General features: G+C 44.9%; 10 protein-coding genes. 1 reads left to right on the top strand and 9 read right to left on the bottom strand.

The window, feature by feature from the left end:
* Nucleotides 1-89 precede the first annotated feature (89 nt).
* Nucleotides 90-1,370, top strand: a complete 1,281-nt coding sequence (locus R8N49_RS02440) for an HlyC/CorC family transporter (protein WP_005379948.1) — start codon at nucleotides 90-92, stop codon at nucleotides 1,368-1,370.
* A 70-nt stretch (nucleotides 1,371-1,440) separates the two neighbouring features.
* Here R8N49_RS02440 and luxS read toward each other — a convergent pair whose 3' ends face one another.
* The 9 genes from luxS to R8N49_RS02395 all read right to left on the bottom strand — a co-directional run bounded on the left by luxS (nucleotide 1,441) and on the right by R8N49_RS02395 (nucleotide 11,993).
* The gene (gene luxS / locus R8N49_RS02435; RefSeq protein WP_005379945.1) at nucleotides 1,441-1,959 is read right to left on the bottom strand and encodes an S-ribosylhomocysteine lyase; all 519 of its coding nucleotides are present in this window, start codon (nucleotides 1,957-1,959) and stop codon (nucleotides 1,441-1,443) included.
* 84 nt (nucleotides 1,960-2,043) lie between these two features.
* Complete coding sequence (locus tag R8N49_RS02430; protein ID WP_186584664.1) at nucleotides 2,044-2,649, bottom strand: hypothetical protein; 606 nt, start codon at nucleotides 2,647-2,649, stop codon at nucleotides 2,044-2,046.
* Nucleotides 2,650-2,672: 23 nt separating this feature from the next.
* Nucleotides 2,673-4,241, bottom strand: coding sequence for a glutamate--cysteine ligase (gene gshA, locus R8N49_RS02425; RefSeq protein ID WP_151515110.1), 1,569 nt, complete (start codon nucleotides 4,239-4,241; stop codon nucleotides 2,673-2,675).
* A gap of 156 nt (nucleotides 4,242-4,397) precedes the next feature.
* Complete coding sequence (locus R8N49_RS02420; protein ID WP_186584663.1) at nucleotides 4,398-7,241, bottom strand: M16 family metallopeptidase; 2,844 nt, start codon at nucleotides 7,239-7,241, stop codon at nucleotides 4,398-4,400.
* 9 nt (nucleotides 7,242-7,250) lie between these two features.
* Nucleotides 7,251-7,712 (bottom strand): YqaA family protein, encoded by a 462-nt coding sequence (locus R8N49_RS02415; protein ID WP_025768180.1) that lies wholly within the window; start codon nucleotides 7,710-7,712, stop codon nucleotides 7,251-7,253.
* Nucleotides 7,706-8,656 (bottom strand): NADP-dependent oxidoreductase, encoded by a 951-nt coding sequence (locus tag R8N49_RS02410; protein WP_186584662.1) that lies wholly within the window; start codon nucleotides 8,654-8,656, stop codon nucleotides 7,706-7,708. Before R8N49_RS02410 ends, R8N49_RS02415 begins: the two co-directional genes overlap by 7 nt.
* A 123-nt stretch (nucleotides 8,657-8,779) precedes the next feature.
* Complete coding sequence (locus R8N49_RS02405; RefSeq protein ID WP_005379935.1) at nucleotides 8,780-9,910, bottom strand: sodium ion-translocating decarboxylase subunit beta; 1,131 nt, start codon at nucleotides 9,908-9,910, stop codon at nucleotides 8,780-8,782.
* A 9-nt stretch (nucleotides 9,911-9,919) separates the two neighbouring features.
* A complete protein-coding gene (gene oadA / locus R8N49_RS02400; RefSeq protein WP_186584660.1) occupies nucleotides 9,920-11,704 on the bottom strand; it encodes a sodium-extruding oxaloacetate decarboxylase subunit alpha in 1,785 nt (594 codons plus the stop codon).
* A gap of 31 nt (nucleotides 11,705-11,735) precedes the next feature.
* A complete protein-coding gene (locus R8N49_RS02395; protein WP_005379932.1) occupies nucleotides 11,736-11,993 on the bottom strand; it encodes an oxaloacetate decarboxylase subunit gamma in 258 nt (85 codons plus the stop codon).
* Nucleotides 11,994-12,619 lie beyond the last annotated feature (626 nt).

Genomic DNA, 12,619 nt, shown 5'->3' with positions numbered 1-12,619 from the left:
TAGATAAAATACAGTACGCCTTAACTCTTTGACTTAACGGACTTACTCAACCGTTATATAACCCAATACTTACAAGGAACAGCAACGTTTTGGACGACATCTCTACGGGTATCTTGTTTGCGCTACTCGCGTGTCTTATCGTCATATCAGGTTACTTTTCCGGTTCAGAAACAGGGATGATGTCTCTGAATCGTTATCGCTTAAAACACTTAGCCAAAAACGGGCATAAGGGTGCTAAGCGAGTCGAAAGACTATTAGACCGTCCAGATCGTTTGATTGGTCTTATTCTTATCGGCAACAACCTCGTTAATATTCTCGCGTCCGCGATCGCGACCATTATTGGTATGCGTTTGTATGGTGATTTAGGTGTCGCTATCGCAACCGGTGCACTAACTATGGTTGTATTGGTTTTTGCCGAGGTTACCCCTAAAACAATTGCAGCGCTTTACCCTGAACGTGTGTCCTACGCGAGCAGTATATTATTGACCATACTGATGAAGTTACTGTCGCCTTTAGTGATGCTTGTTAACTTTATTACGAATGGCTTTATCCGCTTACTTGGTGTAAGAGCGGATCACTCAGCAGAAGATCATCTTAGCTCCGATGAGCTGCGTACGGTGGTAAATGAAGCTGGCGGTTTGATCCCTCGCCGACACCAAGACATGCTAGTGTCTATTTTAGATCTTGAGCACGTCACCGTGAACGACATTATGGTCCCACGCAATGAAATTACCGGTATTGATATTAACGACGACTGGAAATCCATTGTTCGCCAGCTAACACACTCACCACATGGACGCATAGTTTTCTATCGTGACCAAATTGATGAAGTGGTTGGCATGCTGCGCTTGCGTGAAGCTTATCGTCTGATGTTGGAAAAGAACGAATTCAACAAAGAAACGCTATTACGTGCTGCTGATGAGGTCTATTACATCCCAGAAGGCACACCACTGAACGTGCAAATGTTGAAATTCCAACGCAACAAGCAACGTATCGGTCTGATCGTGGATGAGTACGGTGATATCATCGGTCTAATCACTCTTGAAGATATTCTGGAAGAGATCATTGGTGAGTTCACGACGTCAATTTCTCCAAGCCTCTCTGATGAAATCAGTCCTCAAGGTGACGGAAGCTTTCTTATTGAAGGCAGCACCAATATTCGAGATATTAACAAAGGCCTGAAATGGGATTTACCAACGGATGGCCCAAGAACGTTAAACGGTCTTATTTTGGAGCACCTGGAAGATATTCCAGAGAGCCATTTAAGCGTGAGAGTAGCGGGTCACCCAATGGAACTTGTTGAGATTGAAGAGAACCGAATCAAGCTCGTTCGTGTTTATCCGAAGAAGAAAAAATCGACATCCAAATAACCAAAAGAAAAGCCTGACTCATGTCAGGCTTTTTTACTTATTGGGGCAATATGCTTCTCTTAATGAGCACCTAGTCGATGCGCAACTCTTTTAACATCGACTCAGGCAAAGCAAGTTCATCATTTTTGTTCACCGAAACACCAGCATCCAAAATGTTCTTTGCGATCTGTTGTGCTTCTTTTAAAGAGTGCATTGCTGCCGTGCCGCATTGGTATTCGTTAAGTTCAGGGATCTTATTCTGACTTTCTACCTTCAGCACATCTTCCATTGCTGCAATCCAAGCATCTGCGACTTGCTGCTCTGATGGTGTGCCAATCAGGCTCATGTAAAAACCTGTGCGGCAACCCATAGGCGAAATATCGATGATCTCAACAGAATCATCGTTTAGGTGATTACGCATAAAGCCTGCATAAAGGTGCTCTAGGGTGTGAATACCTTTTTCAGAAAGAATGTCTTTGTTTGGCGCAGTAAAGCGTAAGTCGAAAACAGTAATCGTATCCCCTTTTGGGGTCTGCATGGTTTTCGCCACTCGTACAGCGGGTGCATTCATACGAGTGTGGTCCACGGTAAAACTATCGAGTAAAGGCATTACATCTCTCCTGATTGTAACTCCAGTACCTTTCGGTAATGGATAAATGTCATTCATCCCTACAGCACATGAACTGACTGTGGGCTAAAAGAACCAGCTGCTGTTGTCTTCTAATTCCTGACGACATTGCTTCAGCTGCCAGCCATAAGTTTTCGCTGTTTGTTCAACACGTCGAGCGACTTTGATTAAACTAGGCTTTCGATTATAAGTACCTCGCTTATACCCACCTCGCCCTTCATGATAAGCCAGATACTGGTTATAGGGATCCCATAATGAAATCCCTAGCTGACGCCGTGTTTCATGAGTATACCAACCGACAAACATCATAGAATCATCGAAGTTGGTACGAGAGCCACCCTGACCTGTGGCATCTTGGAAGTCTTCCCAAGCAGGGTCTTGAGCTTGAGCGTAACCATACGCACTGCTGACTCGTCCCCAAGGAATAAACCCTAGCAAATAATCTTTAGGTGGTTTTGCATCGTGCCGAAAGCTGCTTTCTTGTTTAATGATGGCCATAGCGACATGAATAGGGGTCCCCCATTCATCTTCCATATCTTTGGCATCATCGTACCAACCGGATTTCTCTCGGAATATCTCGCATAAGTTATTCTGCTGCTTTGGCGGTGCCGTAGCACAACCTGCAAGTAGCACGCCTCCAAGTACCGCTACTACTGACGACTTAATGTTCAACCCCACCAATCCTTAGTTAGTCATTACTGCTTCAGGTAAGCAAAGTAATCTTCCAAAAAATCATCAAAAGAAAGCGTGTCACTCTGCTCTGCTTGCTTTTGTTTTTCCACGGACGACGCTACTTCCGTTTCCATCGTATCTTGTGAGTAGTACTGATAACCGTGAGCTAGGTTTTCATCACGGTACTTCATACCAAGAGTACAACCAACTTTACCTAGCCCACCCAGTTCTTTCGTTAGCTCTAATAGTTGACCAGAGATCGTTAGTTCTGGGTTATCAATCCATGTCTCGAGTTGATTACACACATCTTGGTATGCACTGCCACCAGCGGTCATATCCATTTGCTGTGCTATTTGACGTAACTCGACGAAAACTCGGTGTGCCCAATCTTGTAGAGATAGACGTTCACCTTGACAACCAATTTGCAGCATTAGACCTTTTTCACGGCCAGAAACAATGACTTTATTCCAGTTATCGCGCCAACACTCTAATTCACAGTTATCCATAGGATCTGAGTCTGACAAGGCCGCCCAGGTAAGGAAGAGATCCAAGAATCGTACTTGCTCTTCATTTAAGCCCACTGCGCTGAATGGGTTAACATCTAGAGAACGAACTTCAATGTATTCGACACCACCGCGTCGTAACGCATCTGAAGGCTTCTCACCACTTTTCGATACACGTTTTGGACGAATCGGAGCGTACAGTTCATTCTCAATTTGTAAGATATTGGAATTAAGCTGGCGGTATTCACCATCCACTTTTACCCCAATTTTCGCAAACTCTTCTGATGGGTGGCGAATCGCATCACTCAAACCATCGAGGTATTGGTCAATGCTGTTAAAACCAATTTTCAGCACACTTTGAGCACTATTGGTATAGCCAAGATCGCTCAAACGCAAAGACGTCGACTTCGGCAAATATAATGTCCCGCCAATCTTCTCGAATGGCAGATCGGTTTCACGACCTTGAATAAAAGAGCCACATAACGCTGGTGATGCACCAAAGAAGTAGGGAATCATCCAGCCAAAGCGGTAGTAATTACGGATCAACGCAAAGTACGCATCAGACTTAGCATCTTGGCGGGCTTGTTCATCTTGCTCGCCATAGAGCGCATCCCAAAATGTTTCAGAAAACGAGAAGTTAAAATGGACACCTGAAATAATTTGCATCAGGCTGCCATAGCGACGCTTTAGGCCTTCTCGGTACAGCGTTTTCATTTTCGCTGCATTCGAAGAGCCATACTGGGCTAACTGAATATCATCCTCTGAGCCTACGTAACAAGGCATTGATAATGGCCACATTTTCTCTTCACCCATTTTGGTTTGAGTGAAATGATGGATATCTTTCAGCTGTGCCATCAGCTCTGGAATTTCATGTGACACAGGCGTAATGAACTCTAACAATGATTCCGAAAAATCCGTTGTGATCCATTGATTTGTGAACGCAGAGCCTAACCCTTCAGGATGAGGAGTTGTAGCTAGATGTCCATCCTGACGATAGCGCAAAGTTTCTCGCTCAACACCGCGTCCAAACTGCTTAAATACTTCGGGGTTTGATGCAACTTTTTTTAGTCGCGCAGCAAAATCAGTCAAAATGAGGTTCGCTTATATTGGGAGCAGGACACTTGTTACATAACACAAGTGTAAGCTAAGTTATTGATAATTAATGCATCTAGATAAATAACCCACGAAAAGTTGCTTATCTAGATGAATAGCGGAGAAACGTTTCTCCGCTATTAAATGTGTACTCTATCGAATGATTTCAAGCTCTTCTACGTCTTTCCCCAACTTTTCTAATTGAGGACGCAACGATTTAGCATCACCAACGACGATAATTTGATAGTCATTTGGATCAAACCATTTCTGAGCCAGCGCATTCAACGTCTGCTTATCGACTTTTTCTACGATAGCGTTTCTTTGCTGCAAGTAATCATGATCGAGGTTGTACTTAAGAATATCACTGATGAGCTCCGCTTTTTGTGTTGGTGTTTCATATTTCAGTGCATCTTTTTGACCGACCGCTTGACGCATAAATTTCATCTCTTCATCAGTAATACCTGACTGCGAGTATTCATTTAGCTCATTTTTCATCTCAATGATCGAAGCAACCGTTGCATCCGCTCGTACTTGCGCGGTGAAAACCACCGAGCCTGTTTCTGGATTACCAGAGAAATATCCGTAAGCACCGTATGTGTAACCCTTGTCTTCACGTAGATTTTGGTTAATGCGGCTATTGAAGTTCCCAGCTAAGTTGAAGTTTGCCAGTTGGCTTAGGTAAAAATCGCCCGTTGCGTCGTAAGGCATACCTTGACGAACCATCATGACCACACTTTGCGGCGCTCCTGGTTTATCAACAAGATGGATCTTTTGCTCACCTAATGCAGCAATGCTTTGCGGTGCATACAATGGCGCAGCTTCATCTTGCCAGTTTTTCCAGAACGTCAGTTGCTGCTCAATTTCCTGTTTATTGATGTCACCAACAACAACGATTTGCGCACTTTGTGGCGTGTAATGCTTCGAGTAGAATTCACGGACATCATCCAACGTTAATGCACTGACACCTGCTTGCGTGCCGTCTTTTGGTCGAGCAAAAACCGAATCCCCATAGAGCACCTGGCGACTCGCTTGTGACGCCATCCAACTTGGATTTTGGTGCTCATATACCAGGCCTTCTAGCGCTTGCATTTTTACACGCTCGAAATCATCTTGATTAAATGCAGGAGACAGCAACATCTCTTCGACAATTTTTAACGTCGGCTCTAAGTTCTTTTCTAGAGCAGAAACACTGATGTTTGTTGTATAACCTGTGGCATTAACAGAGATAACACTACCCAGTTTATCAAGCTCAGCTTGAATCTCTTCGACACTGCGTTTCGTTGTACCTTCTTGCAACATCGCAGCGGTCAATTGGGCAAGACCTTCTTTACCCTTTTCAACAAAACGTGTCCCTGCAGGTAGACTAAATTGCATCATCACCGTCGGCGTTTCGTCGCTAACTGCACCAAGCAGCTCTGAGCCATTCTTGAAATGTAACTCGTACAGCTCTGGCATCGTCGCTTTCACTGGTTCTCCTACTGGAGGTTGCACTGAGCGATCGAAGTTATCGGTCGCACGACGATACGCCAATTGGTCATCGGAAATCTTCTCATATTCTGGCAGCGTACGCTTTGGTGTCACAAAGGTCGCAGGTTTTACGACAAGGTCTGTTTTTCCTTTTGGGACCACGCTTAGGGTCACTTTGTTCTTACCTTGGATAAAGTCCGTATACGCTTTTTCTACCGAAGTCGGCGTAACTGCACGGATTTGTTCAAGCTGTTGCTCAAGACGATCAGGATCGCCGAAAAATGTCTCGTTGGAAGCCAACTGAGTCACTTTACCTTTAACGCTTTCTAGCGCAAAAATAGCATCCGCTTCCGCTTTACCCTTCAACTGCTCAAGGCGATCTTCTGTCACGCCTTTTTCCGCAAACTGATTCAGTGATTGTAAAAGCTCGTCGTACAGTTTTGATAGGTCGCCTTTGTCTCCAGAATCGCCCATTGCGTAAACGTAAAAGTTACACGCCAGTTCAGCACAGTCATGGAATGAACCAGCATCGACCGCTTTTTGAGTCTTCACTAGGTCTTGATAGAGCACGCTGTTGGTACCGCCACCCAATACTTCTGATAACGTGTCGAGAGACGCTTGGCTTTCTTCGCCGTTGTAGGTTGTTGGCCACGCGATCATCACCATAGGTTGTTGAATACGATCTTCTAGCGTGATGTATTTGTCTTCTTGCAGTTTTGCAGGTTTTTTCGGCGCATTTTCAACCTCAGGACCACGAGGAATCGAACCGAAGTACTTATTTACCCACTCTAGAGTTTGTTCAACGTCTAAGTCACCACCGATCGTGATAGTCGCATTGTTTGGGCCATACCAACGCAAGAAAAACGCTTTGAGGTCGTTCACATCAACACGATCAAGATCTTCAACATAACCAATGGTTTGCCACGAATACGGATGACCTTCAGGATATAGCGCTTCGGACATGCGCTCCCAAATTAAGCCATAAGGACGATTATCGTAACGCTGGGCTCGCTCATTTTTTACAGTCGAACGCTGAATTTCAAATTTGCGTTGAGAAACCGCATCCAGCAAAAAGCCCATACGGTCAGACTCTAACCACAGCATTTTCTCGAGCTGGTTAGCAGGGACAGTTTCAAAGTAGTTAGTACGATCGCGGTTTGTTGTACCATTTAACGTGCCTCCAGCCTCTGTGATGATCCTGAAGTGCTCTTGGTCACCAACGTTCTCTGAACCTTGGAACATCATGTGCTCAAAGAAATGCGCAAAACCAGACTTACCCACTTCTTCACGAGCTGAACCAACATGGTAAGTCACATCCACATGGACCAATGGGTCAGAATCTTCAGGAGCTAAGATCACCGTTAAACCATTATCGAGTTTATACTTTTGGTATGGAATCTTAACTTTGCCTTCTTCAGCTTTCGATGACTCAACGAAAGTTACCCCTTTCGGCAGTGATGAAACTGGCGTATTTGATGCACAGCCCGTGATCACCAACAGTGAACACGCGCCAACCCAAAACATCTTCATGTACTTTCCTTAAAATAATCCGAGATAGATGACCGCAAGTAAGCTATACCTAGCAGCCTTTCCTAAAAATATTAAAATCACGCAAGGCAGAAACTTCATTCTTAGCCACCCTGCGGCTAAACACAGCGGGTCTCCAATTACAGGTAACCAGCTAAAAAATAATCCCCAATAGCCATACTTAGAGAGCCACTTTAATGCGGTATGACCGTGCTTTTCCTCTTGTGCTTTGTTGGGAATCCACAAGCCAAGCCAATAATTTGTTAAGCCACCAAGCGTATTACCGATAGTAGCGACCATAACAATTGAAGAAACGGAGTATTGATTTAATGAGAGAGTGGCAACTAAGCCCGCCTCAGAACCACCAGGCAACAACGTGGCACTGAGAAAACCGGTCATGAAAAGCACCCATAATGCTGAATCTGAAAACCAAAGCGCTAAACTTTCAAAACTCGTGTTAAATGCTTCTAGCATGTCATATCAAGCAACACCTTGCCTCTGGTTCTTCCTGATTCGACCTGCTGGTGAGCACCAATGACATCACTCATAGGATAAACCTGTTGAATTTCAGTCTTCAGTAAGCCAACGCCGACCATGTACAACAAGGTATCTAACTGCGCAGGGTCTGGTTCAACCAACATGCCACTAGCCTCAAAGCCTAGGAGTTTGGCTTTTTCACAAATCAGCTCAGCAGTTATGGTTGGAACGGTGATGACTCTCGCATTGTCTTTCAGGCATTTAAGCGCATCTAACGCAGCATCTCCGCCTACTAAATCAATCAAAACATCAACATCTTCAACACGTTCTGACACTGGTGCAAATTGATAGTTCACTGCATGAGCACCGAGCGTCGCAAGGTAGTCTAGATTTCGTTCACTGCAGGTTGTAAAGACTTCCGCTTTCGTCGCGATCGCAATTTGTACCGCGAGGTGTCCAACACCACCGGCTCCAGCGAGGATAAGTACGCGATCATTTTCCGTCACATTAGCCTTACTGAGAGCTTGTGCCGCAGTTTGTCCCGCCAACGGTAATGCAGCAGCTGCTTCTAAAGTGACAGAGCTAGGAACATGACTTAACTCAGTTTCTGGAACACATATGTATTGGCTGTAACCACCGCCTCGAACTGGGAAACCAATAAATCCAGCCACCTCCTCACCTTCATTAAAACGTGATGCCCCCTCTCCACAAGACATCACTTTTCCTGAGATGTCGTAACCTGGCACCCAAGGTAAATTATTCTTATTCTGCGCTGCCGCCCAACCGAGCCCAGCTCGAGTTTTGACATCAATAGGATTTACGCCTGAAAAAGCGACTTTTACTAAGACTTCACCAGGCTGTGGTGATGGTGTAGAAGCATGTTGAATCGCGAGTACGTTGGCATCACCAAACTCAGTGATAACGATCTGTTTGTGTTCCATAAACCATTCCCTGCAAGAAAACAAAAAGGGATGCGAAAGCATCCCTTTGACTATAAACCATTTTGTTAACCTAAGTTAATCGTGATTTTGTAAATTGGTTGATCATTCCATTTTCAATAATGTCTAACCAACAAGTGCTAACAATATACCAGCCGCAACGGCTGAACCCAGCACACCAGCAACGTTTGGTCCCATCGCATGCATTAACAAGAAGTTTTGCGGGTTAGCTTGTAAACCAACTTTGTTTACGACTCGCGCGGCCATTGGTACCGCAGAAACGCCAGCCGCACCAATAAGTGGGTTGATGTCTTCTTTCGAGAACTTGTTAAGCAGTTTCGCCATCAGGACGCCCGCACCAGTACCGATACTAAATGCAACTGCGCCTAACCCCAAGATACCTAACGTTTCTAGGTTCAAGAACTGCTCAGCTTGCAGCTTAGAACCAACACCAAGACCTAAAAAAATAGTCACTATGTTGATCAATTCATTTTGAGCAGTTTTCGATAAACGATCGACCACACCAGCTTCACGCATCAAGTTACCCAAACAGAACATACCAACCAATGGCGTAGCTGAAGGTAAGAACAGAATCGTCATCAGTAATACAGCAAGCGGGAAGATGACTTTCTCCCATTTACCAACATGACGAAGCTGAGCCATCTTAATTTGACGTTCTTCCTTGGTTGTCAGTGCTTTCATGATTGGTGGCTGGATGATCGGCACCAATGCCATATAGCTGTATGCCGCGACTGCAATCGCACCTAGCAGATCTGGAGAGAGCTTACTCGCTAAGAAAATCGCTGTTGGCCCATCAGCACCACCGATGATCGCGATAGACGATGCATCTGCCATGGAGAACTCCATGCCAGGTACATAGTTGAGCAAAATAGCGCCAAACAGTGTTGCAAAAATACCAAACTGCGCAGCCGCACCTAACCACAACGTTTTTGGGTTTGCGATCAAAGCACCAAAGTCGGTCATCGCGCCTACACCCATGAAGATCAATAGCGGGAACACACCCGATTCAATCCCAATGTAGTAAACGTAGTAGAGCAAGCCACCAGGCTCAGTAAAGCCAGCATTTGGAATATTCGCCAAAATAGCACCGAAACCAATCGGCAATAACAGTAAAGGTTCAAATCCTTTTTTAATTGCCAAAAACAGCAAGGTACAACCAACCAGCATCATACAGATTTGGCCGAACTCGAAGTTAGCGATCCCTGTTTCTGCCCAAAGGGTTAACAATCCGTCCATGATACTCCCTTACGCCAGGCTCAACAGAGGCGCACCTACTGTGACAGCATCGCCTTCTTTAACGTTCAGCTCTTGAACCACACCACCACGCGCCGCTCGTACTTCAGTTTCCATTTTCATCGCTTCAAGGATGAGCAATACATCGCCTTCAGCTACCTCAGCACCAGGCTGAACATTCACTTTGAAGATGTTACCTGCAAGAGGAGCAGGTACCGCTTCAGCTGAAGCATTAGAAGGTGTGCTAGGTGTAACCGATTTTGCCGGTGCATTAGAAGGAGTAACAGATGTCAGTTCACCTTGAGGGCCAACTTCCACCTCATACACCTGTCCGTCAACACGTACACTATAAGTTTCTACACCACCAGTTGCTGGTTGAGCTACAGGTACAGCAGGCTTCGCAGCTTCTAGCGTTGGTGCTGGCTCAAATGCTTCTGGGTTTTCACGATTCTTAAGGAACTTAAGTCCAACTTGAGGGAAAAGTGCATAAGTGAGTACGTCATCAACACGCTCACTTGCTAGCTTAATGCCTTCTGATTTCGCTTTCTCCATCAGATCAACCGTAAGCGTCTCCATTTCAGGCTCAAGTAAATCGGCAGGACGACAGGTAATTGGCTCTTTACCATCAAGCACTTTCGCTTGCAGTTCTGCATTTAACTCGGCTGGCGCTTGACCGTACTCACCTTTCAATAGACCTGCGGTTTCCTTGGTAATACTCTTATAGCGCTCGCCAGTAAGAACGTTAATCACCGCTTGCGTACCGACGATCTGTGAAGTTGGAGTCACCAATGGAATGAAACCAAGATCTTCACGTACACGAGGGATCTCTTCTAATACTTCATCAATGCGATCCGCAGCGCCCTGCTCTTTCAACTGGCCTTCCATATTGGTCAGCATACCACCAGGCACTTGAGCAATCAGGATGCGTGAATCGACTCCTTTTAACTGGCCTTCCCACTTCGCATACTTCTTACGTACCTCACGGAAATATGCGGCGATAGGTTCCAGTTGCTCGAGTTTCAAATTGGTATCTCGCTCGGTGCCTTCTAGCATAGCAACTACCGTTTCAGTCGGTGTATGACCGTAAGTACAACTCATTGAAGAAATCGCAGTATCGAGAATATCAATACCGGCTTCTACTGCTTTTACCGCTGTTGCTGTAGACAGCCCCGTTGTTGCATGACAATGAAGTGCCAATGGCACATCACAAGACGCTTTGATACGCGTGATAAGCTCTTCCGCTTCATAAGGCTTAAGTAAGCCAGACATATCTTTAATACACAGCGAGTGACAACCTAAATCCTCTAGGCGTTTTGCCAAGTCAACCCAAGTGTCTGCGTTATGCACTGGGCTCGTAGTGTAAGACAACGTACCTTGAGCATGCGCACCAACATCAACCGTTGCTTTAACGGCTTTCTGGAAGTTTCGCACGTCATTCATTGCATCAAAAATACGGAATACATCCATGCCGTTAGCATGCGCGCGTTCAACAAACTTCTCTACTACGTCGTCGGCATAATGGCGGTATCCTAAAAGGTTTTGACCACGCAGTAGCATTTGCATTGGTGTATTAGGCATCGCTTTTTTTAGTTCACGTAAACGCTCCCAAGGATCTTCCCCTAAGAATCGAATACAAGAATCAAATGTTGCACCACCCCAAGTCTCTAGAGACCAGTAACCAACCTTATCCAACTCAGCTGCAATAGGCAGCATATCCTCAATACGCATACGCGTAGCAAATAGTGATTGATGGGCATCACGAAGGACCACATCAGTAATAGCTAGTGGTTTAGACATGCTCTTAAACTCCTTTTTAATCCTAGTTCGGCTACTTCGCGAATGAGGCGCGATGTTTATGAATCGCAGCCGAGATCGCCGCCACTACTTGTGGACTAACAGCTGAAGAGGTTGATTGAATATTAGTGTTTGTTTTTGGTGCTGCGATCGGCTCTGGTACTTCTTCTGGTACCAATTTCGACATTAACCGAACGAGATAAACAAGAATAGTGAGGAAAATAAATACGACCGCCATCCCCGTTAGCATCAGGGTGGCCGCATCTACTAGCAGGCTTCCTATATTAGTCATGTTGCTTCCTTTCTTTGTCATCCTGACAACGTGCAGGACTTTAATAGTGTCAAATCCCGACCCATGGATTATCTCGATTGGTTAAATTTTGTCAATTTTGTTTAAGGAAGGTTTGTAGTAATCCTGATAAATGATTATTTATTCACTACACAGATCACAGTTCATGACAAAATAATCACTTCAAATCGCTATCACCTTACGAACAGAGTAAAGGAGGACATAAATAAAAACTGCGATTTAGATTTCAAAATCAAATCGGTACTCACGCAGTAAAAACCAACAAAAACAAAAAGATGAATAAAGTTAACAATTAATAAACAAATAAAAAACAAAGTAACTACATGAGAGTAATTGAAATGAAAAATGGAAGTCAGTGTATAGGAGGGATAATCAGGATGATTTCACACGATGCGACAGAAGCTTGATAGCAAATTGCTTAGATACGCACATATTCGCTTTTAAAAAAGAGGAACATAGGCTCTAGTGATCCTACGCTATATTTCAGATGTCTAGATACAAAAAAGCCTCGCAATTGCGAGGCTGTTTCAGTAAGTGGCGCGTCCTGGAGGATTCGAACCTCCGACCGCCTGGTTCGTAGCCAGGTACTCTATCCAGCTGAGCTAAGG

The sequence above is a fragment of the Vibrio sp. 1978 genome (assembly GCF_033344345.1).
This window is presented reverse-complemented; position numbering and strand designations above follow the sequence as displayed.

What these genes read in the sequence shown, in the direction of transcription:
- luxS (WP_005379945.1), bottom strand. Translation starts at nt 1,959, where the DNA reads ATGCCTTTACTCGATAGTTTTACCGTGGACCACACTCGTATGAATGCA.
- R8N49_RS02420 (WP_186584663.1), bottom strand. Translation starts at nt 7,241, where the DNA reads ATGAAGATGTTTTGGGTTGGCGCGTGTTCACTGTTGGTGATCACGGGC.
- R8N49_RS02415 (WP_025768180.1), bottom strand. Translation starts at nt 7,712, where the DNA reads ATGCTAGAAGCATTTAACACGAGTTTTGAAAGTTTAGCGCTTTGGTTT.
- R8N49_RS02410 (WP_186584662.1), bottom strand. Translation starts at nt 8,656, where the DNA reads ATGGAACACAAACAGATCGTTATCACTGAGTTTGGTGATGCCAACGTA.
- R8N49_RS02405 (WP_005379935.1), bottom strand. Translation starts at nt 9,910, where the DNA reads ATGGACGGATTGTTAACCCTTTGGGCAGAAACAGGGATCGCTAACTTC.
- oadA (WP_186584660.1), bottom strand. Translation starts at nt 11,704, where the DNA reads ATGTCTAAACCACTAGCTATTACTGATGTGGTCCTTCGTGATGCCCAT.
- R8N49_RS02395 (WP_005379932.1), bottom strand. Translation starts at nt 11,993, where the DNA reads ATGACTAATATAGGAAGCCTGCTAGTAGATGCGGCCACCCTGATGCTA.